We start from the raw sequence: 14,084 nt of genomic DNA on the forward strand, positions 1-14,084 counted from the left end.
TTTTGTCAGCCCAGCTTGAGCAGCTCTGCCCCATCGGCGACTTGGTCGCCCGGCGCGTAGAGCAACTCGGCCACCACGCCGTCTTTGGGCGCACTGATGGTGTGCTCCATTTTCATGGCTTCCATCACCGCCAGCGGCTGACCGGCTTTGACCTTGTCACCCGCCTTGACGGCAAAGGAAACCACCTTGCCGGGCATGGGGGCTGTGAGCCGTCCGCCTTCTTGCGCGGCTTCGCCAGCGTGCGCCAACGGGTCGAGCACGGTGATGCGGGTCGCGCCCTGAGGCGTGAAAATGTGCGCGGTCTCGCCTTGCCAGTCGAGCTGGCTGAAGCAGCGTGGGGCGCTGCCCCACTGCACCCACAGGCCTGCGCCATGGGCAGCAAATGTCAGCACGCCAGATGCAACGTCATCGCCTTCCAGCGACAGGCTCAAAGCGCCGTCATGCAAATAATTCAGACGGGCCGAGCGCGGCTGGTCTTGCCAGACAAATTCAAAACGGCGCTGCGCCAGGCCGTGCGACTGCCAGCCATCGCGGCGACTGAAGGGGTCTGCGCCCTGCAGGGCTTTTTCGGCATGCAGGGTATGCGCTACAACGGCGGCCACTGCTGTGGCTAAGCCCACGGTTTCTTGTTTGAAGAGTACGGCGGCTTCGCGCTGAATGAGTGCGGTGTCGAGTTTGGCCGTGGCAAATGCGTCGCTGCGCACCACATGGCGCAAGAACTGCACATTGGTGTTCAGGCCCACGATGTGGGTTTGTGCCAAAGCGGTGTCCAGCCGGGCCAGCGCTTGCTCCCGAGTGTCGCCGTGCACGATGAGTTTGGCCACCATGGAGTCGTAAAACGGGCTGATGGTGTCGCCCTCGCGCACGCCGTCGTCGACGCGCACCGTGCTTCTTTCAAAGCTGCTGGCTTGCGGCTTGCGGTACACCTGCAACGTGCCAGTAGCAGGCAAGAAGTTGTTGTCGGGGTTCTCGGCGCAAATGCGGGCCTCGATGGCATGGCCCTGGATGCGCAGTTGGTCTTGCCGCAAAGGCAGCGGTTCGCCGCTGGCCACGCGCAACTGCCACTCGACCAGATCAAGACCCGTGATGGCCTCGGTCACCGGGTGCTCCACCTGTAAACGGGTGTTCATTTCCATGAAGAAGAACTTCATGGACTCGGGCTGGTCATAGGCCGTTTGTTCGACGATGAATTCCACCGTGCCCGCGCCCACGTAGTTCACCGCTTTGGCCGCGGCCACAGCTGCTGCGCCCATTTGCACCCGCAGCGCCTCGGTCATGCCGGGGGCCGGGGCTTCTTCCAGCACTTTTTGATGGCGGCGCTGCACCGAGCAATCGCGCTCGAACAGGTAAACACAGTTGCCTTGCGTGTCGCCAAACACCTGGATCTCGATGTGGCGTGGGCGCTGCACATACTTTTCGATCAGCACCGCATCGCTGCCAAAGCTGTTGATCGCTTCGCGCTGGCAACTGGCCAAAGCGGCGGCAAAGTCTTCGGATTTTTCGACCACACGCATGCCTTTGCCGCCACCGCCCGCGCTGGCTTTGATGAGCGCGGGGTAACCAATGCGGTCGGCCTCGCGCTGCAACAGCGCCGGGTCTTGGTCCGCGCCGTGGTAGCCGGGCACCAGCGGCACACCGGCTGCTTCCATCAAGCGCTTGGACTCGGCCTTGAGGCCCATCGCCAAAATCGCCGAGGCAGGCGGGCCAATGAACACCAGACCTGCGGCGGCGCAGGCCTTGGCAAAGTCTTCGTTCTCGCTCAAAAAGCCATAACCGGGGTGCACGGCCTCAGCGCCCGTGTCTTTGGCGGCTTGCAAAATCCGCTCCCAACGCAGGTAGCTGTCTTTGGGGGCCGAACCGCCCACATGCACGGCCTCGTCACACGCTTGCACATGCTTGGCCCCAGCGTCGGCGTCCGAATAAACGGCCACGGTCTGGATGCCCATGCGGCGGGCAGTAGCGGCCACTCTGCAGGCGATTTCGCCACGGTTGGCGATCAGTATTTTTTTGAACATGTCAATTTCTCCAAACCACTTGGTTATCTACGGCGTACAACTTGCAGGCAATGCCACGGCGTGCCTGGCAAAAACCCAATGCGCGACCCACGGCCCAATCGCCCGTGGCAAAGCCCGCGCCTCCCGGGCCTATGGCAAAGGCACGCGGAGAGGGGCTGGCCAGAAAACGGCTATACAGGTTTTGCCGGGTCTCGGCACCCACCGGCACTTTGTCGATCTCGTCCACTTGAGCGAAACCACTCGGCTCAGGGACCGGTGGCAAAGCGGGCTGGGTGTACCCAGCCTTGGCCAGAAAAGCATCCACTAAGGGGACCCAGCGGTCCATGTCCATGCTGAACCCCGAGTGGCCATCCTGACCCACGGGCGCGAGTTGGTGAAACTCGGCTTGCCCACCACCGTCAAGCCAGGCGCGATGCCAATCACGCGGTGCTTGCGCACCCCAGAACAAATCGTTTTCCCAATACAGCCACAGCATGGGCACTCGGGCTTGGGCTGCGCGGGCCTTCCAGAGTTGGCCAATTTGAACGTTCGCACATGAACGCCCCGGACGACCCACCGGATCGCCACCGGTGCCGCCCGCGAAATTGATGGCCCCTTGCAAACCTGCAGGGTTGCGCCAGGTGGTGGCCACCGTGGTCAAGCCGCCGACCGATTGGCCCATGACCCACCACCGCGAGGCGTCAACGAAGGGCAAGCTGCGCGCAAATTCGGCCACCGCGATCACTTGGTCCGATGCGGCCAGGCTCATGGGTTCGATTCGGGGCTGGCTGCAGCCGCCGTTGGTTTCCGGGTCAAAACCATCGAAGGTCTCGCCATAGCCCACACGGGTGGGCACCATCACCACAAAACCCTTGCCCACAAAATAGCGGGCCTGCTGCTCATACCGAAAGCGTGTGGGCTGGGCCATCTTCTCGCGGCTGGTAGCTCGGCCATGGTTGAGCACCACCATAGGAAATGGCCCATCCCCTGCGGGCTTGAACACCGTCACGGGGATCTGGCGCTGCTCGCGGCGGCCGTAAAGGTCTTGCACCGAAACCGGAATACGGTGAACAACTTCATGCATGTCTTTGGCGACCGGTAATTCGACAGGGGCTTGCGCGTGCGCCCACATCGCCCACCAGCAAGCACCGAACCACAGCAGACCACGAAGCAGTTTCATACCCATGCGCTCAGGGCAGCAGCCAGCTGGGTTTGCGCTTTTGCAAAAAGGATTGCACGCCCTCTTTGCCTTCGCTGCTGGCGCGGATGTCGGCAATGCCCGCCACCGTTTGCGCCACCAGCGCGTCGTTGATCTCGCGTTCGGCCACATCCTGCACAAGCTTTTTGCAGGCGCGCACGGCGTTGGGGCTGGCGTTCACCAGCGCTTGCGTCAGCTCGGCCACTTTGGCGTCCAGCGCATCGGCTGTCGCCACCTCGTGCACCAGACCGATGCGGTGCGCCTCGGCTGCGCCAAAGCGCTCGGCCGTCAAAAAGTAGCGGTGCGCCGCACGCGTGCCCATGGCACGGATCACATAGGGGCTGATGGTGGCGGGAATCAGGCCGAGCTTGACCTCGCTCAGGCAATAGTTCGCTGTGTCCACACTCACGGCCATGTCACACGCCGCCACCAGGCCCATGCCCCCCGCATACACATCGCCTTGCACGCGTGCGATGGTGGGTTGGGGGCATTCATAAATCGCACGCAGCATGGCCGCCAACTCGCCCGCGTCGGCCAGGTTTTCATCGCGGGTGTAGTCGGCCATGCGGCGCATCCAGTTCAGGTCTGCGCCGGCGCAAAAGGCGGGACCCTCGGCAGCCAAAACGACGCAGCGAACAGCAGCGTCTTGGGCCACCACCAAAAAAGCGTTTTTCAGCTCGGCGATGACTTCGTCGTTGAAGGCGTTGCGCACATCGGGGCGCGAGAGCGTGATGGTGTGCACGCCGCCTTGGGTGGAAATTTTCAGTGCTGTGCTCATGCTTTGGGCGCCTGTTCTGCCAAAAGGAAATAAACCATGTCCAGTTCTGGGCAAGGCTGGCCCATGGCGGTGAGCGCCGCCGTGATCTGGCCACGGTGGTGTGTGGCGTGGTTGAACACATGCGCCAAGGTGGCCGCAAAGGGCAATGACAAGGGGTCACCCTTGCTGGTCCGGTAATCCAGGTGACCATCAAAACGCTCGGCGCTCCAGCTGGCGATCAGGGGTGTCCAGTTGGCAGATCCGCCCTTGAGCGCCTGCGCCAGGCGTTCGCGGTGGGGCTCCACTTCGGTGTCCAACGCCAGCACCGGCGATGCACCTTTGGCAAAGCGCGCATACCAGAGCAAGTGCTCGGCCACCAGCATGTGGTTCAGCGTGCCGTGGATGCTTTTGAAGAACAGACCCACGTCGCGCCGATAGTCTGCATCGGACACGCGCGAGACCGCTTCGAGCAGCCGGTGCGTGACCCAGACCTGGTAGCGCGCTTGCATGTTGAAGTGGCTGTGCCAGGTGGATGTGTTCATTGTGGCCATGTCTCCAGTCCTCCTAATTTTTTGAGTGATTCAAAATCCGCGTCGCGGTGCAGCAGCGTGTGCCCGTGGGTCATGCAATAGCTGGCCAGCAGCACGTCGATGGGGCTGCGCACCGTGCGGCCCTGTGCCCGCAGGCGGCGGTACAGCGCTGCCGCGCTGAGCGCATTGGCCGCCCCGCCAATCTCCATGACGGGTAAATCCAACAGCAGGCTTTCTGCCGTGCGCCGGGCTGTGTCGTTGCGAAATCCGCGCAGCACTTCGAACACCACCAGATCGGCTGTGCCAATCGACACGTCTCCACCTTCCAGCCAGCGCACCAGTTGCAGGCGTTGCGGTGTCGGCGCTTGATTGAAGAAGTCAATCCAGACGCTGGAGTCCACCAGAATCATGGCTTCTTCCGGGTTTTTGCGACCAGTGTGGGCGGCTCGGGCTCTTGGAGCACCAAAGGCTGAACGCCTGCGTAGACCTTCTCTGACGCGTCAATGGCGCGGTCGTACGGTTCGCCTGCGGCCTTCAAAGCCTGCTGCTGCGCCCGCCAGCGGGCCCATCCTTCGTCCGAGTCGTCCCACTGAAGCTGTCCTTGCAAGGCGAGCAAGCCGTCATAGACTTTGCGCCGCTTGAGCATGCGCAAGCCCTCTTCCACAGCCTCTCGCTTGGTCTTGAAGTCGCCATAAGCCATGACGTCGGCCATGAGCTTGTCGTCGATCACGATGTTGGTGCGCATTTGGAAACCTCCTGAATGTGTATGAATTTACAAAATCATACACATCACATGCGGAAAAGTCCAAATTTCGTCTCGGGAATCGGGGCGTTCAGCGAGGCGCTCAGGCCCAGCGCCAGCACGCGGCGGGTGTCGGCCGGGTCGATGATGCCGTCGTCCCAGATGCGGGCGGTGGCGTAATAGGGGTGGCCTTGGTCTTCGTATTGCTGCTTGATCGGGGCCTTGAAGGCTTCTTCTTCTTCCGGGCTCCACTGACCGCCCTTGCCCTCGATGCCGTCGCGCTTGACGGTGGCCAGCACGCTCGCCGCCTGCTCGCCGCCCATGACACTGATGCGGGCGTTGGGCCACATCCACAAAAAGCGGGGGCTGTAGGCGCGGCCGCACATGCCGTAGTTGCCCGCGCCAAAGCTGCCACCGATGATGATGGTGAACTTGGGCACAGCTGCGGTGGCCACGGCCGTGACCATCTTCGCGCCGTTGCGGGCGATGCCTTCGTTTTCGTATTTGCGACCCACCATGAAGCCGGTGATGTTCTGCAAAAACACCAGCGGGATTTTGCGTTGGCAGCACAGCTCGATGAAGTGCGCGCCTTTGAGCGCGGACTCGCTGAACAAAATGCCATTGTTGGCAATGATGCCCACCGGCATGCCTTCGATGCGGGCGAAGCCGCAGATCAAGGTGGTGCCAAAGCGCGATTTGAATTCGTCGAACTCCGAGCCATCGACGATGCGGGCGATGATTTCGCGCACATCAAAGGGCTTGCGCGTGTCCGTGGGAATCACGCCATACAGCTCTTGCGCGTCGAACTTCGGGGGCACAGGCGTATGCGTAGCGATGTTGGGGGCCTTTTGTGCGTTCAGGTTTTTCACGGCCTGACGCGCCAGCGCCAGCGCATGCACGTCGTTTTGCGCCAAGTGGTCGGCCACGCCACTCAGGCGCGTATGCACATCACCACCGCCCAAATCTTCGGCGCTCACCACTTCGCCCGTGGCTGCTTTGACCAACGGCGGGCCACCCAAAAAGATGGTGCCCTGGTTCTTGACGATGATGGTCTCGTCGCTCATGGCGGGCACATAAGCGCCGCCTGCCGTGCAAGAGCCCATGACCACCGCGATCTGCGCAATGCCCTGCGCACTCATGTTGGCCTGGTTGAAGAAGATGCGGCCGAAATGGTCACGGTCGGGGAAGACTTCGTCCTGGTTGGGCAAGTTGGCACCGCCCGAGTCGACCAAATAAATACAAGGCAGGTGGTTTTGCTGCGCGATCTCTTGGGCGCGCAAATGCTTTTTCACGGTCATCGGGTAATAGGTGCCACCCTTCACCGTGGCGTCGTTGCACACGATCATGCAGTCCACCCCGCTCACGCGGCCAATGCCCACGATCACGCCCGAGCTGGGCGCGTCGTTGTTGTACATGTTCAAAGCTGCCAGCGGCGCGACTTCCAGAAAAGGCGTGCCGGGGTCGAGCAGCATCTGCACGCGGTCGCGCGGCAGCAGCTTGCCCCGGGCGGTGTGCTTGGCGCGGGGGGCCTCGCCACCGCCTTGGGCCACGCGCTCCAAATGGGCGCGAAGGTCATCGACCAAGGCCCGCATGGCAGCGGCGTTGAGCTGGAAATCGGCGGAACGCGGGTTCAGTTGGGAGTGCAAAACGGTCATGGTGCTTCCTAGGGGCTGGGGCCGCAGGGCTTGGCCCCGTGCGTATCGAACGTGCAATGCCTGCCAGCTTAAAGGCTGCAGCGCCGTTTGGGGGTGTCAAATGGGTTGCAAATCGTGCCACAATTTGCGACACCATGAAAGACGCCGCCAGCACCCACCCCAGCCCTGGCCATTCAATGGCGAACCAACACGCCCTCGCCGTGCGTGCCGAAACACCTATGGCTTTTGTGCGCGCCATCGCCAGCGCGTTTGCCCTGCGCGGCCTCGACCCCTTACCCGCCCTGCAGGCGGCACAAATTGCGCCAGACTTGCTGCATCAACCCGATGCGCGCATCACCGCTTTGCAAATGGAATGGCTCTCGGCCAGTGCCATGCGCGAGCTGGACGATGAGGCCCTGGGCTGGTTCAGCCGCCGCCTGCCTTGGGGCAGTTACGGCATGTTGGTGCGCGCCTCGCTGACCGCCCCCAACTTGGGCGTGGCGCTGGCCCGCTGGTGCCGCCACCACGGCCTGCTGACCGACGACATCCACCTGCAAGTGGGCCAGTCGCAGGGCGTGGCCAGCCTGCAATTGACCGAGCAACGTGGGCTGGGCGCTTTGCAGGAATTTGCCGTGGTCTCGGTGCTGCGCAATGCTTTGGGCGTGGCCTGCTGGTTGACGGATTCGCGCATCCCCTTGCTGCACACCACGCTGCGCTTTGCCCCGCCGCCCCATGCCGACAGTTACCGCGTGCTGTTTGATGGCCCCACGCAGTTCAACGCGCCCACGCACAGCCTGCAGTTCGATGCGGGTTACCTGAGCCTGCCGGTGCGCCGCGACGAGGCTGCCTTGCAGCGCATGCTGCAACGCGCTCTTTTGCTCACCGTGCGGCCTTACCGGCGCGACCGCTTGTTGGTGGAAAAAGTGCGCCAGACCCTGGCTGAACACCCCGAACACAGCCGCAACGCCGACGACCTGGCGGCCTGGCTGAACCTCTCGGCACGTACCTTGCACCGGCAACTCAAGGAAGAAGGCGCGAGCTTGCAACAGCTCAAAGACGCGGTGCGCCGGGACTTGGCCACCGACCTGCTGCTGCGCACGCAGCGCCCCATCAAACAGATCGCAGCCGAAGTGGGGTTTCAGAATGAGAAGAGTTTCATGCGGGCGTTCAAAGGGTGGATGGGGCGGACGCCCGAAGAATTCAGGCTGGCCAAGGCCACCTGAAATCAATCCGCTCCGTTCAAGCCAAACGCAACTCGTGCATGCCCGTGAACACGCGAGCGGCCCCAGCTTGCACCAGTGGCGCATGCGCTGCCGGCGGCGCGGCATAAGCCCACACCGTAGCCCCAGCAGCCACGCCCGCCGTGATGCCCACCGTGGTGTCTTCCACCACCAGGCAGCGGGCTGGGTCGATTTGCAGATGGGCCGCAGCGGCAAAGTAGACATCGGGATGCGGCTTGCTGCGCGGCATCTCGTGGCCGCTGAAAATCCGGCCTTCAAAAAAGTGGATCAAGCCGACTTGCTTGAGCATCATCTCGACCTTGAAGCGGTCTGCCCCCGATGCCACCGCGATGCGGCCCTGACAGTGGTCATGCAGGTGCGCCACCGCTTCGTGCACGCCTTCGATGGCGGTGATGCTTTGTGTCAAGCGCTCGTTGCGCCGGGCAAAAAACTGTTCCAGCCACGCATCGGTGAGCGGCTGTCCCGTGTGCGCTTCGATCACGCTGCGCTGGCTTTTGACGGTGTGGCCCACAAAGCGCTGCATGCACTCGGCCAGCGTCATGCGCCAGCCTTGCTCTTCAAACATGTCACGCAGCACGCCGCAGGTGATGGCCTCGCTGTCCACCAGCACGCCGTCGCAATCGAAAAGAATGGCTTCAAAGTTCATGGTGTTGATCATAAAGCCGTGGCTTCAAGGCAAACTAGGGGCCCTGAACGACTACGAAAGCGCTCACCATGCCCAACCTGCTGCGCATCCACCATGCGGCCATCATCTGCTCGGATTACGAACGCTCCAAACACTTTTACACCCAGGTGCTGGGCCTGAAAATTCTGGCTGAAAACTTCCGTGCAGCGCGTGACTCCTGGAAACTGGATCTGGCCTTGCCCGATGGCGGTCAGATTGAGTTGTTTTCTTTCAAAGGTGCGCCGCCACGCCCCAGTTACCCCGAAGCGCAAGGATTACGCCACCTGGCATTTGCCGTGGCCAGTGTCTCTGAGTGGGCGCTGCACCTGCAGGCACAAGGCGTTTCGGTCGAGGACATTCGCACCGATGAATACACGGGACAACGATTCGTGTTTTTTGCCGACCCGGACGGATTGCCTTTGGAGTTGTACGAGGCGAAAGTTCAGAGCACGTCACCGTCCACATAAAACCAGCGCTCATCCTCGCGCACAAAGCGGCTGTGTTCATGCTGGCGCACCGCTTTACCGCCCACCCGAAAGCGCGCCACAAATTCGACCTCGGCGGTATCAGGGCCTGTCATACGGTGCTGCTTGATCTCCAAGCCCAACCATTTGCCACCCGCTTCGAGCTTCAATTCGGCTGGGCGTTGGCTACTGTGCCAAGTGGCCAGCAGATAGGGAACGTCACCCAACACAAAAGCGCTGTAGCGCGAGCGCATGAGGCGCTCGGCATCAGGGGCTGGCTGGCCTGCATGCAACGCGCCGCAACAGTCAGCCAGGCTCAGTGCCTGGCCTTTGGGGGTGGTACGACCGCAGGGGCACGCCGCCGCCATCAAACGCCTTTGCGCGCCGCGCTTTCGGCTTTGTGTTGTTCCATGGTAACAATAGGTGCCGCTGCTTTTTTCCAGGCCGCAAAGCCGCCGTCGATGTGGGCCACATTGGTCATGCCCATGTCTTGCAGGGTTTTGGTGGCCAAAGCGCTGCGCCAGCCTGCGCCGCAAAACAAGATGAATTGTTTGCCCTCGTCCGCGAACACGGGTTTGAAGTAGGGCGAGGCCGGGTCCACCCAGAATTCGAGCATGCCACGGGGCGCGAGCAAAGCGCCGGGCACGGTGCCTTCACGCTCGAGCTCACGCGGGTCGCGGATGTCCACGATTTGCACGGCGGGGTCGGCCAGGCGCGCTTGCACCTCGGCCACGCTGTGCGTGGTGACCTGGGCCATGGCCTCGTCGACGAGGGCTTGAAAACCTTTGGTGATGGGCATGTGTCTCTCCTTGTTTCAACGGTAAATTATTTACGCCAGAAGTGCGAGCTGAACAAGACCAGCACCGACAGCAGCTCCAGTCGGCCCAACAGCATGGCAAAGCTCAAAACACCGAGCTGGAAGGGGTTCAGGCCGCCGTAATTGCCCGAGGGGCCGACTTGGCCCAAGCCGGGGCCGATGTTGTTGACGGTGGCGATCACAGCAGAAAACGCGGTCACGATGTCCATGCCACTGAGCAAGAGCAACATGCTCAGGCCCATGGTAGCCCCACCATAAATGAGCATGAAGCCCAGCACCGCCGTCATGACGGACATGGGGATCACAGCGCCGCCCAGCGTGACCGGGTTGATGACTCGGGGGTGGATGATGCGCACCAGCTCGCGACGTGCTTGCTTGACCAGCAAAACCATGCGGACCATCTTGATGCCGCCGCCCGTGGAGCCTGCGCACGATGCAAAGCAGCCCAGAAACATCAACAAGATCGGGGCAAACACCGGCCACTGCGCGTAATCGGTGGCGGCATAACCGGTGGTGGTGGCCAAAGACACCACATGGAAAGCACTGATGCGCAGAGCTTCGAGCCCGTCTTCATAGACACCATGGCCCAAGAGCAAGGCCATCACCAACAAGGTGGAGGCCAACAAGACAGCCAGGTACGTGCGGATCTCGCGATCGTTGCTGATGGGCAGAATGGAGCGGCTGCGTAAAACCACAAAGTAGCGCACAAAGCTGATGCCCGCCAGGGTCATGAACACGATGGCGACCCACTCGATCATGGGCGAGTTGAAGTGCCCAAAACTGGCGTCATACGACGAAAAGCCGCCCAAACCCATGGTGGTGCACATGTGCATGAAGGCATCGGCCCAACTCATGCCGGCCCAACGGTAAGCCAACAGGCACGCGCCCGAAAACAAGAAGTACACGCCCCACAATCCGCGTGCGGTCTCTGCAATGCGTGGGGTGAACTTGGTGTCTTTCATGGGGCCCGGCGTTTCGGTTTTATAGAGCTGCATACCGCCCAAGCCCAACATGGGCAAAACCGCCACCACCAGCAGCATGATGCCCAGGCCTCCGATCAGCTGCAAAAAGCAGCGCCAGATGTTGACCGACACCGGCAAATGGTCGAGCCCCGACAAAGCTGTGGCCCCGGTGGCGGTCAAGGCGCTCATGGCTTCAAAATAGGCCTTGAACCAGGTGATCTCGGGCACCAAAAACATGAGCGGCAAAGCCGAGTAAGCGGGCAGCACCAGCCACACCATGTTGACCAGCAAGAAGCCGTCTTTGGTCTTCAATTCCCGCCGATGCTTTTGAGTGAGTGCCGCCAGCACCAAGCCGCTGACTGCCGTCAAACCAAAGCCCGCCAGCCAGATCCACTGCAAGTCACGGTGGTCTTCAAACCAGGCCCAGATGCCGGGCACCAAAAACGCGACCGAAAACGCGATCAAGATGCGCGCCATCAAGGACAACACGGGAGCGAAAAAGGTGAACATCAACCAAAGAAGGTCGCGCTGACCTGAAAGAGTTTTTCCACCGCACGCACATCGCGCTTGTTGGGAATGAACAAGATGATGTGGTCATCGGCCTCGATCAAGGTGTCGTGGTGCGGCATCAGCACTTCGGATTTTTTTCCCTCGCCGCGCACGATGGCGCCCATGCTCACACCCTTGGGCAGTTTGATTTCCTCAACACGTCGACCCACCAGCTTGGAGGTTTTGATGTCGCCGCGTGCAATGCCCTCCAGCGCCTCTGCTGCGCCCCGGCGCAGGCTGTGCACCGCCGCCACGTCGCCCCGGCGCAGGTGCGCCAGCAACTCGCCGATCACGGTTTGTGCAGGCGAGATCGCGATGTCGATGGTGCTGCCTTGCATCATGTCGGCATAAGCGCGGCGGTTGATCAGGGCCATGACGCGGCGCGCACCCATGCGCTTGGCCAGCATGGCCGACATGATGTTGTCCTCGTCGTCACTGGTCAGGGCCAGAAACAGGTCCATTTCACCCACGTTCTCTTCGTGCAGCAGGTCTTCATCGGCACCATCGCCGTTCAAGATGAGCATGCTCGACGGCAACTGGCTGGCCAGGTATTCGCAGCGTTTTTTGTCACGCTCGATCAGCTTCACGTCGTACTGGCTGGCCAGAATGCGCGCCAGGCGCAAGCCCACTTTGCCGCCCCCTGCCAGCATCAGGCGTTGCACGGGTTTGTCGGTTTTGTGGATGCCGGCCAGCACGATGCGGATCTTGCGGGTGTCGGCCAGCACAAAGACCTCGTCGCCGGGCAGGATGCGGGTCTCGGGCAAGGCGTCCACCAGCGCGTCCTGCCGGTACAGGGCCACCACGCGCATCTCGGCATGCGGCAAGCGGTCGCGAAACTCGGCAATGGTGTGGTTCACCAGCAGGCTGTCGGCCGCTGCACGCACCACGATCAGGCTGACGCGGCCCTCGGCAAACTCAAGCACCTGCAAGGCCTCGGGGTACTGAATCAGTTGCTCGATGTAGCGCATCACCGACTCTTCGGGGCAGATCACATGGTCCACCGCGAAACCGGACTTGCCCAGCAACTCGTCGCCCTCGTTGAACTCGGGAGAACGCAGGCGGGCGATGGTGGTGGGCACGTTGAAGACATCGTGGGCGATCTTGCAGACCACCAGATTCGACTCGTCGGCCGCCGCGCAGGCAATCAACATGTCCGCGTCCTGGGCTCCGGCTTCGCGCAGCACCGAAGGCTGAATGCCGTTGCCCACCACGCCGCGCAGGTCCAGACGCTCTTCAAGCAGCCGCAGGCGTGCCGGGTCCTGGTCGATGACGGTGATGTCGTTTTGCTCGGAAACCAGGCTTTCAGCGACGCTTTCGCCCACACGGCCCGCGCCCAGGATGATGATGTTCATAGGCCGAAATCATACGTGAATGACCGGCGTCAACCGGTCATTCGGGCGCTCAAAGCGCGCGCTGGATGATGATTTTCTGCACGTCGCTGGTGCCTTCGTAAATCTGGCACACGCGCACATCGCGGTAGATGCGCTCGACCGGGAAGTCGCTCACATAACCGTAGCCGCCCAGGGTCTGGATGGCGGCCGAGCAGACTGTTTCGGCCACTTCGCTGGCGAACAGTTTGGCCATGGCGGCCTCTTTGAGGCAGGGGCGACCCGCATCGCGCAAACTGGCTGCGTGCCAAATCAGCTGGCGCGCCGCTTCGAGTTGCGTGGCGCAGTCGGCTAGGCGAAAACCCACGGCCTGGTGGTTGAAGATGGCCGTGCCAAAGCTCTCGCGCTGCTTGGCGTAGTCGATGGCCACATCGAGCGCGCTGCGGGCCATGCCCAGACTCTGCGCGGCAATGCCGATGCGCCCGCCTTCCAAAGACGACAGGGCGATCTTGTAGCCCTCGCCCTCTTGGCCGATCAGGTTTTCGGCGGGAATGCGGCAGTTGTCAAAGTTGATCTGCGCGGTATCGCTGGAATGTTGGCCCAGCTTGTCTTCGAGGCGCGCCACCACATAACCCGGAGCATTGGTCGGCACGAGGAAGGCGCTCATGCCCTTTTTGCCTGCGCCCTTGTCGGTCACGGCAATCACAATGGCCACGTCTCCGTTCTTGCCACTGGTGATGAACTGTTTGACGCCGTTGATGACGTAGCTGTCGCCGTCTTTCACCGCCATCGTGCGCAAAGACGACGCATCGCTGCCCACATGCGGCTCGGTCAGGCAAAACGCGCCCAGCATCTCGCCGCGTGCCAGCGGTTCGAGCCACTGCTTCTTTTGCTGCGCGTTGCCAAACTTCATCAAGATGGCGTTCACAGGGCAGTTGGTCACGCTGATCACGGTGCTGGTGCCGCCGTCACCGGCCGCGATTTCTTCGAGCACCAGCGCCAGCGTCACATAGTCCAGGCCCGCGCCACCCAGTTCTTCGGGCACACAAATGCCGTACGCCCCCAGCTCGGCCAGACCCTTGTGCGCTTCTTTGGGAAAGTGGTGCTTCTTGTCCCACTCGGCAGCGTGCGGCCACAGCTCGCGCTGGGCAAAGTCGCGCACGGCGTCACGGATCATTTCCTGGTCGGGGGTCAGCAGCATGTC

15 protein-coding genes are annotated in these 14,084 nt (G+C 62.0%); 2 read left to right on the plus strand and 13 right to left on the minus strand.

The features are described 5' to 3' along the window. Nucleotides 1–5 precede the first annotated feature (5 nt). The 7 genes from QZ190_RS16290 to QZ190_RS16320 are packed head-to-tail and all read right to left on the minus strand — an operon-like array spanning nucleotide 6 to nucleotide 6,876. The gene (locus tag QZ190_RS16290) at nucleotides 6–2,015 is read right to left on the minus strand and encodes an acetyl/propionyl/methylcrotonyl-CoA carboxylase subunit alpha (RefSeq protein ID WP_291918458.1); all 2,010 of its coding nucleotides are present in this window, start codon (nucleotides 2,013–2,015) and stop codon (nucleotides 6–8) included. Between the two features lies 1 nt (nucleotide 2,016). Continuing rightward, the gene (locus QZ190_RS16295; RefSeq protein ID WP_291918461.1) at nucleotides 2,017–3,174 is read right to left on the minus strand and encodes a hypothetical protein; all 1,158 of its coding nucleotides are present in this window, start codon (nucleotides 3,172–3,174) and stop codon (nucleotides 2,017–2,019) included. Between the two features lie 10 nt (nucleotides 3,175–3,184). Further along, complete coding sequence (locus QZ190_RS16300; RefSeq protein ID WP_291918464.1) at nucleotides 3,185–3,970, minus strand: enoyl-CoA hydratase/isomerase family protein; 786 nt, start codon at nucleotides 3,968–3,970, stop codon at nucleotides 3,185–3,187. After that, nucleotides 3,967–4,491 carry a DinB family protein gene (locus QZ190_RS16305; RefSeq protein WP_291918467.1) on the minus strand — a complete coding sequence of 175 codons (525 nt, stop codon included), beginning with the start codon at nucleotides 4,489–4,491 and terminating at the stop codon, nucleotides 3,967–3,969. The genes QZ190_RS16300 and QZ190_RS16305 overlap by 4 nt, the downstream gene beginning before the upstream one ends. Beyond that, the gene (locus QZ190_RS16310; protein ID WP_291918470.1) at nucleotides 4,488–4,889 is read right to left on the minus strand and encodes a PIN domain-containing protein; all 402 of its coding nucleotides are present in this window, start codon (nucleotides 4,887–4,889) and stop codon (nucleotides 4,488–4,490) included. The genes QZ190_RS16305 and QZ190_RS16310 overlap by 4 nt, the downstream gene beginning before the upstream one ends. Then, the gene (locus QZ190_RS16315) at nucleotides 4,886–5,224 is read right to left on the minus strand and encodes a type II toxin-antitoxin system VapB family antitoxin (protein ID WP_291918473.1); all 339 of its coding nucleotides are present in this window, start codon (nucleotides 5,222–5,224) and stop codon (nucleotides 4,886–4,888) included. Before QZ190_RS16315 ends, QZ190_RS16310 begins: the two co-directional genes overlap by 4 nt. 44 nt (nucleotides 5,225–5,268) lie before the next feature. Continuing rightward, nucleotides 5,269–6,876, minus strand: a complete 1,608-nt coding sequence (locus QZ190_RS16320; RefSeq protein WP_291918476.1) for a carboxyl transferase domain-containing protein — start codon at nucleotides 6,874–6,876, stop codon at nucleotides 5,269–5,271. A 176-nt stretch (nucleotides 6,877–7,052) separates the two neighbouring features. On the opposite strand from QZ190_RS16320, the gene QZ190_RS16325 reads away from it, so the two are divergent. Next, on the plus strand, nucleotides 7,053–8,078 hold the full coding sequence (locus tag QZ190_RS16325; protein ID WP_291918783.1) for an AraC family transcriptional regulator: 1,026 nt from the start codon (nucleotides 7,053–7,055) through the stop codon (nucleotides 8,076–8,078). 16 nt (nucleotides 8,079–8,094) lie between these two features. On the opposite strand, the gene QZ190_RS16330 is transcribed toward QZ190_RS16325, so the two are convergent. Further along, nucleotides 8,095–8,742 carry an HAD family phosphatase gene (locus QZ190_RS16330; RefSeq protein ID WP_291918479.1) on the minus strand — a complete coding sequence of 216 codons (648 nt, stop codon included), beginning with the start codon at nucleotides 8,740–8,742 and terminating at the stop codon, nucleotides 8,095–8,097. A gap of 68 nt (nucleotides 8,743–8,810) precedes the next feature. Between QZ190_RS16330 and QZ190_RS16335 the strand changes: the two genes are divergently transcribed. Then, on the plus strand, nucleotides 8,811–9,227 hold the full coding sequence (locus QZ190_RS16335; protein ID WP_291918481.1) for a VOC family protein: 417 nt from the start codon (nucleotides 8,811–8,813) through the stop codon (nucleotides 9,225–9,227). On the opposite strand, the gene QZ190_RS16340 is transcribed toward QZ190_RS16335, so the two are convergent. The 5 genes from QZ190_RS16340 to QZ190_RS16360 are packed head-to-tail and all read right to left on the minus strand — an operon-like array spanning nucleotide 9,203 to nucleotide 14,081. Beyond that, on the minus strand, nucleotides 9,203–9,592 hold the full coding sequence (locus QZ190_RS16340) for a YchJ family metal-binding protein (RefSeq protein WP_291918485.1): 390 nt from the start codon (nucleotides 9,590–9,592) through the stop codon (nucleotides 9,203–9,205). The two genes, QZ190_RS16335 and QZ190_RS16340, sit on opposite strands and share 25 nt — an antisense overlap. After that, complete coding sequence (locus QZ190_RS16345) at nucleotides 9,592–10,023, minus strand: rhodanese-like domain-containing protein (RefSeq protein ID WP_291918488.1); 432 nt, start codon at nucleotides 10,021–10,023, stop codon at nucleotides 9,592–9,594. Before QZ190_RS16345 ends, QZ190_RS16340 begins: the two co-directional genes overlap by 1 nt. 26 nt (nucleotides 10,024–10,049) lie before the next feature. Then, a complete protein-coding gene (locus QZ190_RS16350; protein ID WP_291918490.1) occupies nucleotides 10,050–11,513 on the minus strand; it encodes a TrkH family potassium uptake protein in 1,464 nt (487 codons plus the stop codon). Further along, entirely contained in the window at nucleotides 11,513–12,904 is a 1,392-nt protein-coding gene (gene trkA / locus QZ190_RS16355) for a Trk system potassium transporter TrkA (protein WP_291918493.1), read from the minus strand. The genes QZ190_RS16350 and trkA overlap by 1 nt, the downstream gene beginning before the upstream one ends. Nucleotides 12,905–12,953: 49 nt before the next feature. Continuing rightward, the gene (locus tag QZ190_RS16360; RefSeq protein WP_291918496.1) at nucleotides 12,954–14,081 is read right to left on the minus strand and encodes an acyl-CoA dehydrogenase family protein; all 1,128 of its coding nucleotides are present in this window, start codon (nucleotides 14,079–14,081) and stop codon (nucleotides 12,954–12,956) included. Between the last annotated feature and the right edge of the window lie 3 nt (nucleotides 14,082–14,084).

The sequence above is a fragment of the Limnohabitans sp. genome (genome assembly GCF_017848645.1).
Classification (GTDB): Bacteria; Pseudomonadota; Gammaproteobacteria; order Burkholderiales; family Burkholderiaceae_C; genus Limnohabitans_A.

Coding starts and splice junctions, on each gene's coding strand:
- QZ190_RS16320 (WP_291918476.1), bottom strand. CDS start 6,876: ATGACCGTTTTGCACTCCCAACTGAACCCGCGTTCCGCCGATTTCCAG.
- QZ190_RS16325 (WP_291918783.1), top strand. CDS start 7,053: ATGGCGAACCAACACGCCCTCGCCGTGCGTGCCGAAACACCTATGGCT.
- QZ190_RS16290 (WP_291918458.1), bottom strand. CDS start 2,015: ATGTTCAAAAAAATACTGATCGCCAACCGTGGCGAAATCGCCTGCAGA.
- trkA (WP_291918493.1), bottom strand. CDS start 12,904: ATGAACATCATCATCCTGGGCGCGGGCCGTGTGGGCGAAAGCGTCGCT.
- QZ190_RS16315 (WP_291918473.1), bottom strand. CDS start 5,224: ATGCGCACCAACATCGTGATCGACGACAAGCTCATGGCCGACGTCATG.
- QZ190_RS16360 (WP_291918496.1), bottom strand. CDS start 14,081: ATGCTGCTGACCCCCGACCAGGAAATGATCCGTGACGCCGTGCGCGAC.
- QZ190_RS16335 (WP_291918481.1), top strand. CDS start 8,811: ATGCCCAACCTGCTGCGCATCCACCATGCGGCCATCATCTGCTCGGAT.
- QZ190_RS16310 (WP_291918470.1), bottom strand. CDS start 4,889: ATGATTCTGGTGGACTCCAGCGTCTGGATTGACTTCTTCAATCAAGCG.
- QZ190_RS16300 (WP_291918464.1), bottom strand. CDS start 3,970: ATGAGCACAGCACTGAAAATTTCCACCCAAGGCGGCGTGCACACCATC.
- QZ190_RS16330 (WP_291918479.1), bottom strand. CDS start 8,742: ATGAACTTTGAAGCCATTCTTTTCGATTGCGACGGCGTGCTGGTGGAC.
- QZ190_RS16345 (WP_291918488.1), bottom strand. CDS start 10,023: ATGCCCATCACCAAAGGTTTTCAAGCCCTCGTCGACGAGGCCATGGCC.
- QZ190_RS16295 (WP_291918461.1), bottom strand. CDS start 3,174: ATGAAACTGCTTCGTGGTCTGCTGTGGTTCGGTGCTTGCTGGTGGGCG.
- QZ190_RS16350 (WP_291918490.1), bottom strand. CDS start 11,513: ATGTTCACCTTTTTCGCTCCCGTGTTGTCCTTGATGGCGCGCATCTTG.
- QZ190_RS16340 (WP_291918485.1), bottom strand. CDS start 9,592: ATGGCGGCGGCGTGCCCCTGCGGTCGTACCACCCCCAAAGGCCAGGCA.
- QZ190_RS16305 (WP_291918467.1), bottom strand. CDS start 4,491: ATGAACACATCCACCTGGCACAGCCACTTCAACATGCAAGCGCGCTAC.